The sequence below is a fragment of the Pseudomonas sp. P4795 genome, from assembly GCF_048822895.1.
Lineage (GTDB): Bacteria > Pseudomonadota > Gammaproteobacteria > Pseudomonadales > Pseudomonadaceae > Aquipseudomonas.
In genome coordinates, this window is sequence record NZ_JBMFBT010000004.1 from 337,472 (window position 1) to 357,051 (window position 19,580).

Annotated in this window: 19 protein-coding genes; 12 read left to right on the top strand and 7 right to left on the bottom strand. The window is 59.4% G+C overall.

Annotated elements, in window-relative coordinates; genetic code table 11:
• Nucleotides 1–160: 160 nt before the first annotated feature.
• The 3 genes from ACOI8A_RS13660 to ACOI8A_RS13670 form a co-directional block, all read right to left on the bottom strand.
• Nucleotides 161–478, bottom strand: a complete 318-nt coding sequence (locus tag ACOI8A_RS13660; RefSeq protein ID WP_420647442.1) for a DUF2388 domain-containing protein — start codon at nucleotides 476–478, stop codon at nucleotides 161–163.
• Between the two features lie 68 nt (nucleotides 479–546).
• Nucleotides 547–2,331, bottom strand: coding sequence for a GspE/PulE family protein (locus ACOI8A_RS13665; protein ID WP_420647441.1), 1,785 nt, complete (start codon nucleotides 2,329–2,331; stop codon nucleotides 547–549).
• A 90-nt stretch (nucleotides 2,332–2,421) separates the two neighbouring features.
• Nucleotides 2,422–2,760: a hypothetical protein gene (locus tag ACOI8A_RS13670; RefSeq protein WP_420647440.1), complete on the bottom strand. Its 339-nt coding sequence runs from the start codon at nucleotides 2,758–2,760 to the stop codon at nucleotides 2,422–2,424.
• Nucleotides 2,761–2,886: 126 nt separating this feature from the next.
• Between ACOI8A_RS13670 and ACOI8A_RS13675 the strand changes: the two genes are divergently transcribed.
• Nucleotides 2,887–3,351: an Lrp/AsnC family transcriptional regulator gene (locus ACOI8A_RS13675; protein ID WP_420647439.1), complete on the top strand. Its 465-nt coding sequence runs from the start codon at nucleotides 2,887–2,889 to the stop codon at nucleotides 3,349–3,351.
• A gap of 128 nt (nucleotides 3,352–3,479) precedes the next feature.
• Here ACOI8A_RS13675 and ACOI8A_RS13680 read toward each other — a convergent pair whose 3' ends face one another.
• Complete coding sequence (locus ACOI8A_RS13680; RefSeq protein WP_420647438.1) at nucleotides 3,480–4,850, bottom strand: inorganic triphosphatase; 1,371 nt, start codon at nucleotides 4,848–4,850, stop codon at nucleotides 3,480–3,482.
• A gap of 156 nt (nucleotides 4,851–5,006) precedes the next feature.
• On the opposite strand from ACOI8A_RS13680, the gene argE reads away from it, so the two are divergent.
• Together argE and argA are read left to right on the top strand one after the other, a co-directional pair.
• Nucleotides 5,007–6,152 (top strand): acetylornithine deacetylase, encoded by a 1,146-nt coding sequence (gene argE, locus ACOI8A_RS13685; protein WP_420647437.1) that lies wholly within the window; start codon nucleotides 5,007–5,009, stop codon nucleotides 6,150–6,152.
• 161 nt (nucleotides 6,153–6,313) lie between these two features.
• Complete coding sequence (gene argA / locus ACOI8A_RS13690; protein WP_420647436.1) at nucleotides 6,314–7,612, top strand: amino-acid N-acetyltransferase; 1,299 nt, start codon at nucleotides 6,314–6,316, stop codon at nucleotides 7,610–7,612.
• A gap of 137 nt (nucleotides 7,613–7,749) precedes the next feature.
• Here the strand turns inward: argA and tauA are convergent, their stop codons facing one another.
• Nucleotides 7,750–8,736 carry a taurine ABC transporter substrate-binding protein gene (gene tauA, locus ACOI8A_RS13695; protein WP_420647528.1) on the bottom strand — a complete coding sequence of 329 codons (987 nt, stop codon included), beginning with the start codon at nucleotides 8,734–8,736 and terminating at the stop codon, nucleotides 7,750–7,752.
• Between the two features lie 368 nt (nucleotides 8,737–9,104).
• Between tauA and ACOI8A_RS13700 the strand changes: the two genes are divergently transcribed.
• From ACOI8A_RS13700 to coaA, 9 genes are all read left to right on the top strand, one after another.
• Nucleotides 9,105–10,457 carry an OprD family porin gene (locus tag ACOI8A_RS13700; protein WP_420647435.1) on the top strand — a complete coding sequence of 451 codons (1,353 nt, stop codon included), beginning with the start codon at nucleotides 9,105–9,107 and terminating at the stop codon, nucleotides 10,455–10,457.
• A 294-nt stretch (nucleotides 10,458–10,751) separates the two neighbouring features.
• Nucleotides 10,752–11,390, top strand: coding sequence for a peroxiredoxin (locus tag ACOI8A_RS13705; RefSeq protein WP_420647434.1), 639 nt, complete (start codon nucleotides 10,752–10,754; stop codon nucleotides 11,388–11,390).
• Nucleotides 11,391–11,602: 212 nt separating this feature from the next.
• Nucleotides 11,603–12,196 (top strand): NADPH-dependent FMN reductase, encoded by a 594-nt coding sequence (gene ssuE, locus ACOI8A_RS13710; protein WP_420647433.1) that lies wholly within the window; start codon nucleotides 11,603–11,605, stop codon nucleotides 12,194–12,196.
• A gap of 91 nt (nucleotides 12,197–12,287) precedes the next feature.
• The gene (locus ACOI8A_RS13715; RefSeq protein ID WP_420647432.1) at nucleotides 12,288–13,253 is read left to right on the top strand and encodes a sulfonate ABC transporter substrate-binding protein; all 966 of its coding nucleotides are present in this window, start codon (nucleotides 12,288–12,290) and stop codon (nucleotides 13,251–13,253) included.
• Nucleotides 13,254–13,278: 25 nt separating this feature from the next.
• On the top strand, nucleotides 13,279–14,427 hold the full coding sequence (gene ssuD / locus ACOI8A_RS13720; protein ID WP_420647431.1) for an FMNH2-dependent alkanesulfonate monooxygenase: 1,149 nt from the start codon (nucleotides 13,279–13,281) through the stop codon (nucleotides 14,425–14,427).
• Nucleotides 14,428–14,436: 9 nt separating this feature from the next.
• On the top strand, nucleotides 14,437–15,219 hold the full coding sequence (gene ssuC, locus ACOI8A_RS13725; RefSeq protein ID WP_420647430.1) for an aliphatic sulfonate ABC transporter permease SsuC: 783 nt from the start codon (nucleotides 14,437–14,439) through the stop codon (nucleotides 15,217–15,219).
• Nucleotides 15,216–16,022 carry an aliphatic sulfonates ABC transporter ATP-binding protein gene (gene ssuB / locus ACOI8A_RS13730; RefSeq protein WP_420647429.1) on the top strand — a complete coding sequence of 269 codons (807 nt, stop codon included), beginning with the start codon at nucleotides 15,216–15,218 and terminating at the stop codon, nucleotides 16,020–16,022. Before ssuC ends, ssuB begins: the two co-directional genes overlap by 4 nt.
• Nucleotides 16,023–16,049: 27 nt before the next feature.
• On the top strand, nucleotides 16,050–16,265 hold the full coding sequence (locus ACOI8A_RS13735; protein WP_003229256.1) for a TOBE domain-containing protein: 216 nt from the start codon (nucleotides 16,050–16,052) through the stop codon (nucleotides 16,263–16,265).
• 112 nt (nucleotides 16,266–16,377) lie between these two features.
• The gene (gene coaA, locus ACOI8A_RS13740) at nucleotides 16,378–17,331 is read left to right on the top strand and encodes a type I pantothenate kinase (protein WP_420647428.1); all 954 of its coding nucleotides are present in this window, start codon (nucleotides 16,378–16,380) and stop codon (nucleotides 17,329–17,331) included.
• 3 nt (nucleotides 17,332–17,334) lie between these two features.
• On the opposite strand, the gene ACOI8A_RS13745 is transcribed toward coaA, so the two are convergent.
• Together ACOI8A_RS13745 and ACOI8A_RS13750 are read right to left on the bottom strand one after the other, a co-directional pair.
• Nucleotides 17,335–17,976 (bottom strand): TetR/AcrR family transcriptional regulator, encoded by a 642-nt coding sequence (locus ACOI8A_RS13745; protein WP_420647427.1) that lies wholly within the window; start codon nucleotides 17,974–17,976, stop codon nucleotides 17,335–17,337.
• 227 nt (nucleotides 17,977–18,203) lie between these two features.
• Nucleotides 18,204–19,580: a glutamine synthetase family protein gene (locus ACOI8A_RS13750; protein ID WP_420647426.1), complete on the bottom strand. Its 1,377-nt coding sequence runs from the start codon at nucleotides 19,578–19,580 to the stop codon at nucleotides 18,204–18,206.

Here is a 19,580-nt window from a genome sequence, read left to right on the forward strand (position 1 = left end):
AAAAGATCGCAGCCTGCGGCAGCTCCTACAGGTTTTGCGATCATCCATAAATTGCCGTGCACACTGATTACTGTAGGAGCTGCCGCAGGCTGCGATCTTTTGATTTTGCTTCAAAAAAATGCCGCTCGATTGAGCGGCATTTTTCTTTTCGTCTGGAAGGTTATTCCGACGCCACTGCATTCTTCGCCAGAATGGCATTAGCCAATTCCATGTCTGTCGCCTGCAACCCTGGGTTATCAGCGCGGACTTTCTGCATGGCAGCTTCCAGATACGGTCCACGGATACCGCCTTCGCTGGCTACGAAACTGCCGGCGTCATCCTGTGCAGCAACGATCAGCTTGTGATCCTTGAACGTCAGGTAAGTCGAACCGGTGGTGGCGCCGGACGAAATGACGTTACGCCAAAAGCTGTCGGCCATTGCCGAACCGACGGGCAGAGACAACAGGGCAACGGTAGCAACAGCAAGTTTGAGACGCATAAGGGGTGACTCCACTGATTTAACTACGGGGTTGGATCGCGATTTCCATGATCCGGTTCCGTGAGAGCCTATTTCTGCTCGCTCTGCGGTGTCACTCGCAATACTTCTTCAATAGTTGTCAGCCCCGCCGCGACCTTCTGCGCGCCGGACAAGCGCAGGCTGCGCATGCCTTCCTTGAACGCCTGACGGCGGATTGCCGTCAGATCGGTGTCCGGGGTAATCAACGTTTTGAGGCCGTCGGTCAGCTGCATGATTTCGTAAACACCTGCGCGGCCGTGATAGCCGGTGTCGCGGCATTCCAGGCAACCGATTGCGCGTTGCGCATTGCTCGGCAGCGGTGCTTGCCACGGTCGCGTCAGGGTTTGCCAGTCTTCCTCGCCGAGGGTCAATGGTGCCTTGCAGTGCGGGCACAAGGTTCGCACCAGACGTTGCGCCATGACGCCGAGAACCGTGGCTTTGATCAGGTAATGCGGCACACCGAGTTCGAGTAAACGGCTGATCGCACTCGGCGCATCGTTGGTGTGCAGGGTCGACAGCACCAGGTGCCCGGTCAACGCTGCCTGAATCGCCATTTCGGCGGTTTCCAGATCGCGGATCTCGCCGATCATGATGATGTCCGGGTCCTGGCGCATCAGCGCGCGCACCCCGGCGGCGAAGGTCAGGTCGATGTTGTGCTGCACCTGCATCTGATTGAAGGCCGGCTCGACCATCTCGATCGGGTCTTCGATGGTGCAGAGGTTGACCTCCGGCGTCGCCAGTTTCTTCAGCGTGGTGTACAGCGTGGTGGTCTTGCCCGAACCGGTCGGCCCGGTCACAAGGATGATGCCGTTGGGCTGGCCGGTCATGTCCTGCCAGCGCCGCAGGTCGTCGGCGGAAAACCCCAGCTGATCGAAATCCTTGAGCAGCACTTCCGGGTCGAATATCCGCATGACCATTTTTTCGCCGAACGCGGTGGGCAGGGTCGACAGCCGCAGCTCGACTTCGCCGCCGTCCGGGGTCTTGGTCTTGACCCGGCCGTCCTGCGGCTTGCGTTTCTCGGCGACGTTCATCCGGCCGAGGCTCTTCAAACGACTGACGATGGCCATGGTCACTTGCGGCGGAAATTGATAGACGTTGTGCAATACGCCGTCGATGCGAAAACGCACGGTGCCTTGCTCGCGCCGCGGTTCGATGTGGATATCGCTGGCGCGTTGCTGGAAGGCGTACTGGAACAGCCAGTCGACGATATTGACGATGTGCGCGTCGTTGGCGTCCGGCTCCTGATCGCTGGCGCCGAGGTTGAGCAACTGTTCGAAGTTGCCGAGGTTGCCGGTTTGCTGATCGGCATTGCTTGCGCCGGTGACCGATTTCGCCAGACGAAAGAATTCGACGCTGAAGCGCTGGATATCCGCCGGGTTGGCCACCACGCGTTTGATCGGCAATTTGAGTACGTGGGTCAGATCAGCTTCCCAGCCAGTGACGTAAGGCTGGGCGCTGGCCACGGTGACCACCTCCCGGTCGACCGACACCGCGAGAATCTTGTGCCGCTGCGCAAAGGCGTAGGACATCAGCGGCGTGATCGCGGCAACGTTGATCTTCAGCGGGTCGATGCGCAAGTACGGCTGGCCCGCCTGCTGTGCCAGCCACAGGGTCAGGCTTTCGAGATCGAGATGTTTGCCCGGACGGCTGAGGTCGTCGAGTTGCTGGCTGGCGATGAACTCCAGCGGATGTTTCTGACCATGGGCGGCATGCCGACGACGGGCATTCAGCGCCTGTTCGGCCGCGTCCTGGCAGATAAACCCCTGAGCGACCAGTTCACGCAGAACATCGTTGAGATCCAGCCAGCGGTCCTGAGTGGCGAGTTGAACGGACATGCGGGCTCCTTTTGAACGACTGTGCGCAAAGGATAGTCGTGGCCGCACAGACTGCTGGGCCACTACCCGACGAAGGCGTTTCGATTTTTGTCAGCCGGCCGCCTGCTCGGGCGCAGCCGACGCCGCGTCGGCGTCTTGCAGGTTCACCGAGCACACGCTGATCAGGTTACGAAGTTTTTCCGCGATCACTTCGGCGCGGTGCCAACTGAGGCCATCGATAACGATATCGAGCGACAGTAGATCGTCCAGCCGCTGGACATTGACCTGCTGCGGCGTGAGGAACTGCAAGGCGAACAGATTGAGTGCCCGGCACAAAAGATCCGGTTCGGCTTCAGCGAGTATCTGATAGTGCGCGCGGCAATGCGCGTTGCTCACGTTCCACACATCGGCGCGGGGCGGTGGGGTGTTCACGGCTTCGAGGTGCGGCATGGCGGGTCTCCAAAATAACTGGAGGAATTTTTACATTCGCTGGCGGGCATTTCTTATCTAAGATGAGCGAAATCCGTGGTTGATCGTAAGGATCAATTCGTCAGCTACTAAGTTTGAGGAATATTTATGCGCAGCGAGCTCGACAGCTACGATCGACGCATTCTCGCGCTGCTGCAAGAGGACGCTTCTTTGTCCAGCGCGCAGATCGCCGAGCAGGTGGGTCTGTCGCAATCGCCATGCTGGCGGCGGATTCAGCGGATGAAGGAGGAGGGGATCATTCGCGGGCAGGTGACTTTGCTCGATCGCAAGAAAATCGGCCTGAATACGCAGATCTTCGCCGAGATAAAACTCAACGCCCACGGGCGGTCGAACTTCACGGAGTTCACCGAGGCGATTCGCGGTTTTCCGGAAGTGCTGGAGTGTTATGTGCTGATGGGCGCGGTGGATTTTCTACTGCGCATTGTTGCGGCGGACATCGAGGCGTATGAGCGCTTCTTCTTCGAGAAGCTGTCGCTGGTGCCGGGGATTCAGGAAGTGAACTCGATAGTGGCGCTTTCAGAGATCAAATCCACAACCAGTTTGCCGGTGTAGCACTGATAGCTTTTTGTGGCGAGGGAGCTTGCTCCCGCTGGAGGCCGAAGGACTCCCAATACCGGCGAACACCAGTTTTGGGGCCGCTTCGCAGCCCAGCGGGAGCAAGCTCCCTCGCCACAGGGGGTTTACATACGCAGCAGCATTTTCCAGGCACGGTTTTGATACACGGCAATCGCCTGATGCTTGCGCGCATCGAGCAGTTCGTCAGTGATCGTCGGTTCGTTGGCCAGTTGCGCCAGTTTGTTCAGCTCGCCGTACAGACGATCCATCTCCGGCACATCCAGCACGTTGCGTGCGTGGTGCAGCCAGACCTGAATACGCTCGATGCGCGGCAGTTGTTCGGCCAGATCTTCCGGCTGCTGCTGATAACGCTGCAATTGCAGGGAAGTCGCTTCCTCACCCAGCAGACGTGGCAGCCAGCTACCGAGTTGCGCAGCGCCCTGACGATTGCCACGCGTGTTGCGGTCGGCAGTCCAGGTGCGAGCCAGCAACCAGCGTGAAGTGTTCAGCGAGAACTGGCCCCAGCGCGGGTCTTCGAGTTCTTCGAGGAACTGCTCTGGCGCGGCTTTGCGCACGTCTTCGTCTTCCACACCGGCCTGAACCAGCGGACGCCAGTCTTCAAGCAATGCGTCCAACGCAACGCGCAGATCGTGGGTCGATTGACGCGGCGCGGCCTGGCCGAGGCTGCTGAGCAGTGCACGCAGTTCAGCGAGGTTCTCGACCCAGTCCAGCAGCAAACGCCAGTGGCCGTTGAAGCGATATTGCTCGGCCAGACGCTGACTGCTCGCCAGCAAATGCCAGCCCAGCGCGGCGAAAGCGTCGTCCAGCGGCGTTTCGACGCTGATCGCCGGCGCTGGCAGGCTCAGCGAATAGCTGTTGGCATCGAACAAACGATAACCACGCTCAGCCTTGCTGATGTCGCATGGCATCAACGCCAGAGTGGCGGCCAGCTCAGCGGCCAGTTCCAGCAGCGCGGCAGGCTCGCCTTCGCGCAGTTCCAGTTCCAGCTCGCAGATTTCTTCTTTCTGTTTGCCGACTACCACGTGGCCCAGATCCAGTGCAGCTTCGATAACCACTTTGGTCTTGCCACGGCCCCAGGCAATTTCCGCGCGTTCGCGGACGAAATCGGTGGTGAAGATTGGTTTCAGGGTTTTCTTGTCCAGCTCGGCCAGCGACTCGGGCCAGCATTCGCCGTCGAGTTTTTTCACGTCAAGCTTGGCTTTCGGCAGGATCCAGTCGTATTCGTTACGCTCGGACAGACCTGCAACGCTCTGGCCGCGGGTCTTGAGGGTCTGAATCACCTCTTCGCCATCCTTGCGCAGGCGCAGGGCGACTTTGGCCTGGGCCAGATCGCGCTCCGGGGTGTCGAAGTACTGGTTCATCAACTCACGGCGTTCCCAGCCACTTTTGTTGCGTTTTTTCAGTAACGGGTGCTCGCGCAGCGCAGCGAGGGTTTCGCGGCTGACGCGGAGTTTGATTTCGGTTTCTTTTTGCATGGCCGGAAAATCCAGGATCGGGAGCGCAGCCGGGGGAATATGTGGCTGCCAAGGCCGTGCAGTGTACAGGACTCAAACTTCCTACGCTTTGCGGCGGTTTATTCCTGGCGCCGGATGGCTCTATGATGGACTTCAAATCGGGAGTTGGAGTCAGCGATGCCTTTGCCGTCCATGCAAGACCAGTTCGCTGCGTTGATCGCCGCACCCTCGGTCAGCTGCACCCAACCGAACCTGGATCAGTCCAACCGGGCGGTGATCGATTTGCTTGCCGGCTGGCTCGGCGATCTGGGTTTCGCCTGCGATATCCAGCAGGTCAGCCCGGGCAAATTCAACCTGCTCGCCAGTTTCGGCAGCGGCCCCGGCGGACTGGTGCTGGCCGGGCACAGCGACACAGTGCCGTACGACGACGCACTGTGGCAGACCGATCCGTTGAAACTGACTGAAGTCGATGGCCGCTGGGTCGGACTCGGCAGTTGCGACATGAAGGGCTTTTTCGCCCTGATCATCGACGCCGTGCAACCGCTGCTCGATCAACCGTTCAAGCAACCGCTGCTGATCCTCGCCACCTGCGATGAAGAAAGCTCGATGTCTGGCGCCCGCGCGCTGGCCGAAGCGGGCAAACCGCTGGGCCGGGCGGCGGTGATCGGCGAGCCGACCGGGCTCAAGCCGATCCGCATGCACAAAGGCATCATGATGGAGCGCATCAACATCCTCGGGCAGAGCGGCCATTCGTCGGATCCGCGCTTGGGGCACAGTGCTCTGGAAGCGATGCACGATGCCATCGGCGAGCTGCGTGGCCTGCGCCTGTTGTGGCAGCGCGAATTCCGTAATCCGCAGTTCAGTGTGCCGCAGCCGACCATGAATTTCGGCTGCATTCACGGCGGCGACAACCCCAACCGCATCTGCGGCCAGTGTTCGCTGGAGTTCGACCTGCGGCCGCTGCCGGGCATGGACCCGAAAATCCTGCGCGCGGAGATTCTGCGCAAGCTCAATCCGGTGGCCGAGCGACATCAGGTGAAGATCGACTACGCGCCGCTGTTCCCGGAAGTGCCACCGTTCGAGCAGTCCGAAAACTGCGAACTGGTGCGGATCGCCGAAAAACTCACCGGCCATGCGGCCGAAGCGGTGGCGTTCGGCACCGAAGCGCCTTATCTTCAGCGCCTTGGCTGCGAAACCATTGTGCTCGGCCCCGGCGATATCGCCTGTGCGCACCAACCGGGCGAGTACCTTGAAATGTCACGTTTGCAGCCTACTGTGCAGCTATTGCGGCAGTTGATTGAACATTACTGCCTGAAGAATTGAACGCATTCCCTACACGGGGCGGCTAAATCGCAGATGTCCAAACCCGTATTCATGAGGAGAGCGCGCGTGTCGCCAAACCTGTCCCGACGATAACCATCAGCCCGCTGTGCGTTTTCCGTTTTGCCTTTTTTCCGGCTGCTATTTATTACAGGCCCAGGTTCATGCCCGAATACGTCAATTGGCTCCGCCACGCGTCCCCTTACATCAATGCCCACCGCGACTGCACGTTCGTCGTCATGCTGCCCGGCGACGGCGTGGAGCATCCGAACTTTGGCAACATCGTTCACGACCTGGTGCTGTTGCACAGCCTTGGCGTGCGGCTGGTGCTGGTCCACGGTTCGCGACCGCAGATTGAAACCCGCCTTGCTGCTCGCGGCCTGACTCCGCATTACCACCACGGCATGCGCATTACCGATGCGGCAACGCTGGAGTGCGTGATCGACGCCGTCGGTCAGTTGCGCATCGCCATCGAAGCGCGCCTGTCGATGGACATGGCTTCGTCGCCGATGCAGGGCTCGCGCCTGCGCGTGGCCAGCGGCAATCTGGTGACTGCGCGGCCTATCGGTGTGCTTGAAGGCGTTGATTATCACCACACCGGGGAAGTACGCCGGGTCGACCGCAAGGGTATCAATCGCCTGCTCGATGAGCGTTCGATTGTGCTGTTGTCGCCGTTGGGTTACTCGCCGACCGGTGAAATCTTCAATCTTGCCTGCGAAGACGTCGCTACGCGCGCCGCCATCGATCTCGGGGCTGACAAGCTGCTGCTGTTTGGCGCTGACCTCGGTCTGATCGACGAGAACGGCAAGTTGGTACGCGAGTTGCGCCCTCAACAAGTCCCGGCGCATTTGCAGCGCCTGGGCAGCAATTACCAGGGCGAACTGCTGGATGCCGCCGCCGAAGCCTGCCGTGGTGGCGTGGCGCGCAGCCATATCGTCAGTTATGCCGAGGACGGCGCGCTGCTGACCGAGCTGTTCACCCGTGACGGTGGCGGTACGCTGGTGGCGCAGGAGCAATTCGAGCTGGTGCGCGAGGCCGCGATTGAAGACGTCGGCGGTTTGCTCGACTTGATCAGCCCGCTGGAAGAGCAGGGCATTCTGGTGCGGCGTTCGCGCGAAGTGCTGGAGCGCGAGATCGAGCAGTTCAGCGTGGTCGAGCGTGAAGGCATGATCATCGCTTGTGCGGCGCTGTATCAGATTGCCGATTCGGATGCCGGTGAACTGGCGTGTCTGGCGGTCAATCCGGAATATCGTCACGGCCGGCGCGGCGATGAGTTGCTGGAACGCATCGAAACCCGCGCGCGGGCGCAGGGCTTGAAGACCTTGTTCGTTCTCACCACCCGCACTGCCCACTGGTTCCGCGAGCGCGGGTTCGAGCCAAGCAGTGTCGAACGCCTGCCAGCGGCACGCGCCTCGCTGTACAACTATCAGCGCAACTCGAAAATCTTCGAAAAAGCCCTCTGATCTGAATGTGCGGGACTTTTGTGGCGAGGGGATTTATCCCCGCTGGACTGCGTAGCAGTCCCCCGCTTTTCCGAGTCGAGAGCGGGGCCGCTGCGCGCCCCATCGGGGATGAATCCCCTCGCCACAAAGTCCTGTGATTAGTCGGTTACAAACTTCGCGCTGACATACGGCGAGTAATCCGCCAGCACCGTTTCAACCTTGCCTTGCTCCTTCAAAAACTTCGCCGTTTCGGCAATCGCCCTGGCCGTGCCGCCGTCCAGCAGCGCAGTGGACTGCTGTGCCTTGGCATCCGGGAACGCCGAGCCGGCCAGTAATTCCGGAACATCAGCGGCATTGGCACCGGTCAGTTTGGCGATTTTCTGCACCGGCACCGAGTCCGCCGTCCAGCTGTCTTTGTGCGCCGCGTAATCGGCGAACGAATCCAGCGTGACCTTGGCGAACTTGGCCACGACGTCCGGATGCTTCTCGGCGAAGTCCTTGCGCGCGACCCACACTTCGAAGGTCGGTGCGCCCCATTGGCCGACTTGTGCCGCATCGGTCAGGGTCTTGCCGGTTTTGCGGATTTCACCCAGTGCCGGAGACCAGACAAACGCGCCATCGATGTCGCCGCGTTTCCACGCTGCTGCGATTTCCGCCGGTTGCAGGTTCACCACTTTGACTTTCGAGGCGTCCAGGCCCCAGTGCTTGAGTGCGCCGAGCAGGCTGTAGTGCGAAGTAGAAACGAAAGGCGTGGCGATGGTCTTGCCGACCAGGTCTTCAGGCTTGTTGATGCCGCTGCCGTTACGCACCACCAAGGCTTCAGCGGCATTGATCTGTGCCGAAACGATGAAAGCCACAATCGGCAAGTTACGCGAGGCGGCGGCAGCCAAAGGACTGGAACCGAGGTTGCCGATCTGCACATCCCCTGAAGCAATGGCTGTCACAACTTCCGGGCCGCTGTTGAAGCGGCGCCAGTCGATTTTCTCGCCGATGGTCTTCTCGTAGACCCCATCGGCCTGCGGCACTTTGCTCGGATCAATGCCGGTTTGATAACCCACCGTGAGGTTGGCTGCTTGGGCAGAAAAAGAAATCAGTGCTGACACACAAACTGTAACAAATTGACTAGATAGTGCGCGTTTGGCCATCATGGCGTCGCCTTTTCGATAGGGTTTGACGATTCGGGGTTGCGCCAAAGCTAATCGATCTAAAAAAAGGCTAACAAATACCATTTAGGAATGAGCTTAGTCGCCGATACGCTGTATCCCGGTGATGATGGCCACTACACGGCCATATTCCTTAATGGTATGAAAAAGGATGAATAAATTCTTTTTGGCTTTATCAGGAATTCTTTACCCTGCAGGGACCAAATAACTGCGATTAGACCTTGGTCGTAGACACACAAGGTTACGATTGACTTGTCAGTCACGGTCTGGCGCTAATCGCGCATCTTAGGATCCAGGGGCATCAGACTCCGGACCAGGAACACAAGAATTAGAAACGAGAGGAGCGATACATGAACAAGTCCACCTTGGCCCTGGCCGTGGCCGTAGGGGTTATGGCGCAGCAGGCAGGCGCCGCCGGTTTCATCGAAGACAGCAAGGCTACCTTGGGTCTGCGTAACTTCTACATCAACACTGACAACCGCGACAGCGCTGCCAAAACCGCTTCTGGCGTGCAGAACAAGAACGAAGAATGGGGCCAAGGCTTCGATCTGCGCTTCATCTCCGGTTACACCCAAGGCACTGTTGGCTTCGGTATCGACGCTATCGGCCTGCTGGGCGTGCGTCTGGATTCGGGCGGCGGCACCAACGGCGCGACCTCGACTTCCTACGGTGGCACTGTGTTCCCGAGCAAGTCCAACGGTGAAGCAGTGGACAACTTCTCCAGCCTGGGTCTGACTGCTAAAGCCAAGATCTCCCAGACTGAGCTGAAACTGGGCACCTTGCAGCCGAAAAACCCGGTAATCGTGACCAACGACGGTCGTCTGTTGCCACAAACTTGGCAGGGTGGCCAGATCACTTCCGGCGAGATCAAGGACCTGACCTTGGTCGGCGGTCAGATCGAGCACGTGAAGGGCCGTAACTCCAGCAACGAAGAACAGCTGTCTATCGGTGGTGCGAACGCTCGCGTTGCCAACAGCAACAAGTTCATCTACGCCGGTGGTGACTACAAGATCACCAAAGACCTGACTGCCCAGTACTACTACGGCAATCTGGAAGATTTCTACAAGCAACACTTCCTGGGTCTGGTTCACAACTGGGCAATCGGCCCGGGCGTGCTGAAGTCTGACTTCCGCTACTTCAACAGCTCCGACGACGGCGCCAACAGCAACACTGCTGCTTACTTCGGTAACGGTAACTACGTCGGCAACGTCAGCGGCAAAGGTAAGATCGACAACAACCTGTACAGCGGTCTGTTCCTGTACACCGTTGAAGGTCACACGTTCGGTGGCGGTTACCAGGTTTCCAACGGCAGCAGCGACTTCCCTTGGCTGAACCAGGGCGACGGTTCGTCGAACTACACCATCACCGACATGCAGATCCAGAAGTTCGGCCGTGCCGGCGAGAAAACCTGGCAAGCTCGCTACTCGTATGACTTCGCTAAAGTCGGCCTTCCAGGTCTGACCGCCGGCATGGTTTACCTGCGTGGCAGCGACATCGACACTGTGGGTACCAACCGTCGTGAAAACGGCAATGGCAACTCCGAGTGGGAGCGTGACCTGACTGTTGGTTACGTAGTACCTGAAGGCCCGTTGAAGAACCTGGGCCTGATGTGGAAAAACGCTACCTGGCGCAACGACATCCCGGGTCAACGCGACCAGGACGAAAACCGCCTGATCGTCAGCTACTCGATCCCGCTGTTGTAATAGCGCGCTCAAGCTACTGATGTAAAAAAGCCCCGTCCGGCATCGCGCCGGACGGGGCTTTTGCGTTTTCGCGTCAGGCTCACCCCCGTAAGCCTGACGCGAATTTCCCTCTTTGCAGCAACTCAAGGCCTTCTCGAACCTTGCGACCGATGTTCGTCGCGATAGCGTCGTGCGTCCAGTGAACAGATGTTTAATATTCTTTTAAGGTATAGATATCTAGTTATTTATTCTTTTTCAGAAGCATAAAAGCCGGGCTACAGTTGAGGTCTCCAACAACTCATAAGGAGCCGCACCATGAGCCTCAGACTTGGCGACATCGCCCCCGATTTCGAACAGGATTCCAGCGCCGGCAAGATTCGTTTTCACGAATGGCTGGGCGATAGCTGGGGCGTGCTGTTCTCCCATCCGGCGGATTTCACTCCGGTATGCACCACCGAGCTGGGCTTCACCGCCAAGCTCAAGGATGAATTTTCCAAGCGCGGCGTCAAAGCCATCGCGCTGTCGGTCGACCCGGTGGACTCGCACTACAAGTGGATCGAAGACATCAACGAAACCCAGAACACCATCGTCAACTTTCCGATCCTGGCCGATGCCGATCGCAAGGTCTCCGATCTGTACGATCTGATCCACCCGAACGCCAGCGACACCCTGACCGTGCGCTCGTTGTTCGTGATCGATCCGAACAAAAAGATTCGCCTGACCATTACTTACCCGGCGAGTACCGGGCGCAATTTCCACGAAATCCTGCGGGTGATCGACTCGCTGCAACTCACCGACAACTACAAAGTGGCCACCCCGGCCAACTGGCAGGACGGCGACGAAGTGGTGATCGTGCCGTCGCTCAAGGACGAAGACGAAATCAAAAAACGCTTTCCGAAAGGCTATCGCGCGGTGAAGCCATACCTGCGCCTGACTCCGCAGCCGAACAAGTAATTTCCGAGGATCTGCAGTATCCGCAAAGCAGGGTTTCAGGCCGTTTCGACGGCCTTTTTTTCGTCCTGAAGAAATTAAAACGCATATCTCTAAAACGTATAACCAAATGAATAAATATGATTTATGGATATATAAATCAGCTGGTAAGGTCACTCACATCGAAGCGAGATCGCAAACCGCGAATCGCCTGTAATGCGTAAGGAATCGTCTGAATGCTGGTCGTCTCACTCGGTGGCAGTCCAAGCCTGCGCTCCCGTTCCGGGGTGTTGCTGGAACGCTCGCAACGCTGGTTGCAACAGCAAGGGGTGGAAGTGGTGAGTTATCAGGTGCGGGACTTCCCGGCCGAAGACCTGCTGCACGCGCGCTTCGACAGCCCAAAGGTGCTCGACCTGCTGCAACAGATCGAAAACGCCGACGGCCTGCTGATCGCCACCCCGGTTTACAAAGCTTCGTTTTCCGGCGCACTGAAAACCGTGCTCGATCTGCTGCCGGAGCGCGCACTGAACCACAAGGTGGTTTTGCCGATGGCTACCGGTGGCAGCATCGCCCACATGTTGGTGGTCGATTACGCCCTCAAGCCAGTGTTGTCGGCACTGAAAGCCCAGGAAATGCTGCAAGGGATTTTTGCCGAGGACAGCCAGATCGCTTATGGCGAAGGCAGTGCCCAGGCGCAGTTGGCACCGGCGCTGGAGCAGCGTCTGCACGAAGCGCTGGACCAGTTCATCGGCGCCATGGCCCGCCGGCCGAAACCGCTGGAACCGGGCCTGTTGAACGAACGTTTATTGAGTGCTCGCTGGAGCATTTAAAGCTTCATCCGTATTAGATCCACTCACCTTACTCAGCCGCTAACGGCCAAGCAGGTGCAGCCAAAACCCCACAGCAAATCAGGAGAGCGCTATGCGCACTGTATTTTTGCGTCGCGGTCTGGTCGCTCTGTTTGCTGCGGCTGTGTCCTTCGGCGCCATCACCCAAGCTCAAGCCGAGACTTTGAGAATCGGTTATCAAAAGTACGGCACCTTGGTGCTGCTCAAAGCCAAAGGCACGTTGGAAAAACGCCTTGCTGCCCAAGGCGTCGATGTGCAATGGACTGAATTTCCCGGCGGCCCACAGCTGCTGGAAGGCCTGAACGTCGGCTCGATCGACTTCGGCGTCACCGGCGAAACCCCGCCAGTCTTCGCGCAAGCTGCCGGCGCCGATCTGCTCTACGTCGCTTACGAGCCACCAGCGCCGAACAGCGAAGCGATCCTCGTGCCGAAAGACTCGCCGATCAAATCGGTGGCCGATCTCAAGGGCAAGAAAGTCGCCCTGAACAAAGGCTCCAACGTGCACTACCTGCTGGTGCGCGCACTGGAAGACGCCGGCCTCAAATACACCGACATCCAAACGGTATTCCTGCCGCCGGCCGATGCCCGCGCCGCGTTCGAACGTGGCAGCGTGGATGCCTGGGTGATCTGGGATCCGTACCAGGCCGCCGCCGAGAAACAACTGCAAGCGCACACCCTGCGCGACGGCAAAGGCATCGTCGACAACCACCAGTTCTATCTGGCGACCAAGCCTTATGCGCAGAAAAATCCCGAGGTGATCAAGACCCTCGTCGAAGAAGTGCGCGCAGTCGGCGAGTGGTCCAAAGCCAATCCTGAAGACGTGACGCAACAGGTCGCGCCACTGCTCGGCCTGCCAGCAGACATCACCCTGACGTCGGTGAAACGCCAAGGCTACGGTGCACTGTTCCTGACCCCGGAAGTGGTCGCCGCGCAACAGAAAATCGCTGACACCTTCTTCGGGCTCAAGCTGATTCCCAAGCCGTTGAGCATCAAGGACGTGATCTGGACCCCTCCGGCCGCTGTGGCTAAAGCGCAGTAATTCGAATCCCCAAGGAGACCACTCCATGAGCCTCAATATCTTCTGGTTCCTGCCTACCCACGGCGACGGCCATTACCTTGGCACCGCCGAAGGCGCCCGTGCCGTTGATCACGGTTATCTGCAACAGGTCGCGCAAGCGGCGGATCGTCTGGGCTTTGGCGGTGTGCTGATTCCCACCGGCCGCTCCTGCGAAGATTCGTGGCTGGTGGCAGCGTCGCTGATCCCGGTGACCCAGCGTCTGAAGTTCCTCGTCGCCCTGCGCCCCGGGATCATTTCTCCGACGGTTGCAGCGCGTCAGGCTGCGACTCTGGACCGACTGTCCGGCGGTCGTGCGCTGTTCAACCTGGTGACCGGTGGCGATCCGGAGGAATTGGCTGGCGACGGTCTGTTCCTCAGTCACGAAGAGCGCTATCAGGCCTCGGTGGAATTCACCCGCATCTGGCGCCGCGTACTGGAAGGCGAAACCGTCGATTACGACGGCCAGCACATCAGCGTGAAGGGCGCCAAATTGCTCTATCCGCCGATTCAGCAACCGCGTCCGCCGCTGTACTTCGGTGGGTCTTCGGAAGCGGCGCAGGATCTGGCCGCTGAACAAGTGGAAATGGTTCTGACTTGGGGCGAGCCGCCGGCAGCCGTCGCCGAGAAGATCGAACAAGTGCGCGTCAAAGCCGCCAAGCTTGGACGCACCGTGCGTTTCGGCATTCGTCTGCATGTGATTGTGCGTGAGACCAATGCCGAGGCCTGGCAAGCGGCGGATCGGCTGATCTCGCATCTGGACGACGACACCATTGCTCGCGCTCAAGCGTCCCTGGCGCGCTTCGATTCGGTCGGCCAGCAACGCATGGCCGCGCTGCACGGCGGCAGTCGCGACAACCTCGAAGTCAGCCCGAATCTGTGGGCCGGCGTCGGTCTGGTGCGTGGCGGTGCCGGTACGGCACTGGTCGGCGATGGTCCGACCGTGGCCGCGCGGGTCAAGGAATATGCCGATCTGGGCATCGACACGTTTATTTTCTCCGGTTATCCACACCTCGAAGAGTCGTATCGCGTCGCTGAGTTGCTGTTCCCGCATCTCGATATCGAGCGTCCGGAATTGCCGAAAGGCGCGGCTTATGTCAGCCCGTTCGGCGAAATGGTGGCCAACGATATTCTTCCCAAAGCCGCGTCGCAGAGCTGAGGCGCAGCCATGAAGAGAATTATCCACAGCCTCGCGCCCTGGGCGTTGCCGGTGTTGTTGCTGGCGGTGTGGCAGCTTTCAGTGTCGGCGGGTTGGTTGTCGACGCGGATTTTGCCGGCGCCGGTGGCGGTGATCGAAGCCGGCGTGAGCCTGGTGCGCAGCGGCGAGATCTGGACGCACCTGGCAATCAGCGGCTGGCGCGCGGCGCTGGGCTTCACCATCGGCGGCAGCATCGGTCTGGTGTTGGGCTTCATCACCGGCCTGTCGAAATGGGGCGAACGCCTGCTCGACAGCTCGGTGCAGATGATCCGCAACGTGCCGCATCTGGCGCTGATTCCGCTGGTGATCCTGTGGTTCGGCATCGACGAATCGGCGAAGATTTTTCTGGTGGCGTTGGGCACCTTGTTCCCGATCTATCTCAACACTTATCACGGCATCCGCAACGTCGATCCGGCGCTGGTAGAGATGGCCCGCAGTTATGGCCTGTCCGGTTTCAGCCTGTTCTGGCAGGTGATTCTGCCGGGCGCGTTGCCTTCGATTCTGGTCGGCGTGCGCTTTGCGCTGGGCTTCATGTGGCTGACGCTGATCGTGGCGGAAACCATTTCCGCCAGCTCGGGCATCGGCTATCTGGCGATGAATGCCCGCGAGTTCTTGCAGACCGACGTGGTGGTGCTGGCGATCCTGCTTTATGCGGTGCTGGGCAAACTGGCCGACCTCGCGGCCCGTGGACTTGAGCGTGTGTGGCTGCGCTGGCACCCGGCGTATCAAGTGGCGAAAGGAGGTGCAGCATGACCGCGCAACAACCTCCACGCCTGCTGCGCGGGATTCCGCTGGCGGTGCGCAATCTGCAGAAGACTTTCGGCGCGCGGCAAGTGCTGCGCAACGTCGACCTGCACATTCCGGCCGGGCAGTTTGTCGCCGTGGTCGGGCGCAGTGGTTGCGGCAAAAGCACCTTGCTGCGCTTGCTCGCCGGGCTTGATCTGCCGACTGACGGGGACTTGCTCGCAGGCTCTGCGCCGCTTAGTGATGCGCGGGACGACACGCGCTTGATGTTTCAGGAAGCACGTTTGCTGCCGTGGAAAAAGATCATCGACAACGTCGGTCTTGGCCTCAAGGGCAACTGGCGCCCGCAAGCCTTGCAGGCGCTGGAGTCGGTCGGTCTGGCGGATCGTGCCAATGAATGGCCGGCAGCCTTGTCCGGCGGGCAGAAGCAGCGCGTCGCACTGGCGCGCGCGTTGATCCATCAACCGCGCCTGCTACTTCTCGACGAACCGCTGGGCGCGCTGGATGCCCTGACCCGCATCGAGATGCAGCAACTGATCGAACGCCTGTGGCAGCAGCACGGTTTCACGGTGTTGCTGGTGACCCACGACGTCAGCGAAGCGGTGGCGATTGCCGACCGGGTGATTCTGATCGAGGACGGCGAAGTCGGCCTCGACTTGCACATCGAACTGCCGCGCCCGCGGGTGCGCGGTTCGCACCGGCTGGCGGCGCTGGAAACCGAAGTCCTCAACCGAGTGTTGTCCCTGCCCGGCGAACCGCCGGCACCGGAACCCGTTTCACCCTTGCCTACGCAATTGCGTTGGGCTCAATAACTCAAGCAAACGACAGGAATCATTGCCATGACTATCAAAGCCATCAACGTACGCAACCAGTTCAAAGGCTCGATCAAGGAAATCGTGCTCGGCGACGTGCTGTCGGAAATCGACGTGCAGACCGCTTCCGGCATCGTCACTTCGGTAATCACCACACGCTCGGTCAAAGAGCTGGAACTGGTGGTCGGCAGCGAAGTGATTGCCTTTGTGAAATCCACCGAGGTTTCCATCGCCAAGTTGTAAGCCCGTGAGTAAAAAACAACCCCGGAGGGTGTCAGCCTTTCGGGGTTTTTTATGCGTGTCTTTCGAGATCTGATATGTTCCGTGCTTTTGCGACAGCAGATACAGGACGCGTATGACGATCAACCGGGATGCAGCAGCGCAATTCCACGCCGGGCTCGGCTATCGGGAGTTCAGCCGCGAGCAGTGGGCGTCCTTTCGCGAGGAGGTGGAGATGAGCCTTTCGCCCGAGCAGATGAATGCGCTGATCAGTCCTGCCCAGCCGATGGCCACGGAGGAGGTCGTGGATGTCTTGCTTCCGCTGTCGCGCTTGTTGCATCTGCACTGTGCGTCTGCACAGTCGTTCGGCCAGGTGCAAGCGGCCTTCATCGGCGAGCCCGAGTTCAAGGCGCCATTCATCATCGGTGTTTCCGGCAGTGTCGCGGTAGGTAAAAGCAGTTTCGCCCGAGTGTTGGCAGCGCTGCTGGCCTCCTGGCCCGACTCACCGAATGTGCAACTGGTGACCACGGATTCGTTTCTGTTCCCGCTGGCGACGCTGGAACAGAAGAAGCTGTTGCATCGAAAAGGCTTCCCCGAGTCCTACGACAAATCACTGCTGCTGGATTTTTTGAGCTCGGTGCGCAACGAGGGCAAACCGGTCGACCTGCCGATTTATTCGCACGTGCGCTATGACATTCTGCCGAATGAAACCCAGCGGATCGAGGCGCCGGACATCATTGTCCTTGAGGGCTTGAATGTCCTGCAGGAAGACAAGTACCGCGGATTGAGTGTTCTGGACTTCATCGACTTTTCGATCTATCTGGATGCGACGACCGATGATATCCGCAAGTGGTATCTGCAACGGTTTGTGTACTTGAAGAACACGGCTTTCCAGTCGTCCGAGTCCTATTTCAACAAGTACAAACATCTGTCTGATGAAGATGCGTTGTCGATGGCTTCCGATACCTGGGATCGGGTCAACCTGAAGAATCTGGTCGAGAATATTCTGCCGACCCGTGACAGCGCGACGCTGATCATCAACAAGTCTTCAGATCATTCCGTCGACAAAGTGCTACTGCGCGCTCATTGACGTTCAGCCCGCCGGGGCCGGGCGTTTGGGCAGATACGGCGGCAGGTACAAACCGATGTAAGCGTCGAATACGCGCATGCCTTCCTCGGCCATGCGCGGGGTGATCTGCCCGTGCTGCTGTACCGAGCGCGCGTAGACGCGGTCGCCCAACTCCATCGCCAGGGCAAACACATCGACATCGTCCGGTAGCCTTGGCAGCTCGAAGTGATGATCGAACAGTTTGTGCATCAGGTCGCCCAGTTCGAGATCGTGCTGACGGTCGGCCTGGGTGACTTCAGTCAAACCGTGCTGCGCCAGAATCAGTTGGCGGGCGGCGGCATCTTCGCCATAGATTTCCAGCATGCGTTGTTCGACCAGGCGCGACAGGTCACGCCAGTCGCGCAGGGCGGCGTGGTCGATGGGTGCTTGCAGGCAGGCGCGAAATGCCGCGTGCACATCGGCGGTCAACGCTTCGAGCAGCGCCGGGACGCTGGCGAAGAAGTGGTAGACCGAGGAGGGCGGAATCTGCGCGCGCTCGGCAACGCTGTAAATCGACAGGCTGGCCACGCCCTCGGTGGCGAGCAGCGTGCGCGCGGCATCGAGAATCGAATCGATCCGCGCCTGGCTACGGGCACGGGGTTTGCGAACGGGGGCGGGACGCGTCATGAAAGTCTCCTGCGGGGCAGCGGGCATTGTACGAGCCGGTTTGTGTGTTGTCTGCCACGACGCCATCGCTGGCAAGCCAGCTCCCACAGGTTTTGTGTTGTACTCAAAATCTGTGTCTGCGCCAGATCCCCGTGGGAGCTGGCTTGCCAGCGATCCGCCGAAGGCGGCCATAAAAAAACGCCGTGGGCTTAAGTTAGCCCACGGCGTTTTTTGCAGCTGCAATCCGCTTAAACGGTATGCAGGTACCAGTTGTACTCAAGGTCGGAGATGGAGTGTTCGAACTCCTCCAGCTCACTTTCCTTACAGGCGACGAAGATATCGATGTACTTCGGATCGATGTATTTGGCCATCACATCGCTGTCATCCAGCTCACGCAAGGCATCGCGCAAGTTGTTCGGCAGGCTTTGCTCGTTCTGCTCGTAACTGTTGCCTTCGACCGGAGCGCCCGGCTCGATCTTGTTGGTCAGGCCGTGGTGCACGCCCGCCAGAACCGAAGCCATCAGCAAATACGGGTTGGCATCAGCACCGGCAACCCGGTGTTCGATGCGCACTGAATCGGCTGCACCGGTCGGCACGCGTATCGCTACGGTGCGGTTGTCCAGGCCCCAGCACGGCGAGTTCGGCACGTAGAACTGTGCGCCGAAACGACGGTAGGAGTTGACGTTCGGGCAGAGGAAAGCCATCTGCGCCGGCAGGGTCTCGAGCACACCGCCGATCGCGTGACGCAGCGCGGCGTTCTGCTCGGGATCCTCGCTGGCAAAAATGTTTTTGCCTTCTTTGTCCAGAATCGAAATGTGTACGTGCAGACCATTGCCCGCCTGGCCCGGATACGGCTTGGCCATGAAGGTGGTGTCCATTTCATGGTCGTAGGCGATGTTCTTGATCAGGCGCTTGAGCAGTACCGCGTAGTCGCAAGCCTTGATCGGGTCGGCGACGTGGTGCAGGTTCACTTCGAACTGCGCCGGGGCACTTTCCTTGACGATGGCGTCGGCCGGGATGCCTTGCTCTTTGGCACCTTCCAGAATGTCCTGGAGGCAGTCGACGTATTCGTCGAGGTCGTCGATCAGGTAGACCTGAGTCGAGTGCGGGCGCTTACCGGAAACCGGCGAGCGTGGCGGTTGCGGACGACCGTTCACGTTCTCCTGGTCGATCAGGTAGAACTCGAGTTCGAACGCGGCGCAGATGGTCAGGCCCATTTCGTCGAACTTGCGCACCACGTTGGCCAGCACTTCACGCGGGTCGGCGAAGAATGGCTGGCCTTCGAGTTCGTGCATGGTCATCAACAGTTGCGCGGTAGGGCGCTTCTGCCATGGCTCGTTGCACAGGGTATCGGGGATTGGATAGCAGATACGATCGGCGTCGCCGATGTCCAGGCCCAGGCCGGTGCTTTCCACCGTCGAACCATTGATATCCAGAGCAAATAGAGAGGCCGGCAGGTTGATGCCTTTCTCGTAAACCTTGTGGAGGCTGGTGCGTTCGATGCGCTTGCCGCGCACCACACCATTCATATCCGCAATCAGAAGGTCGACGTACAGAACCTCAGGATGTTCCTTAAGGAACGCGTTCGCTTCGTTGAGCTGAACGGCACGCGGGGGTACCGACAT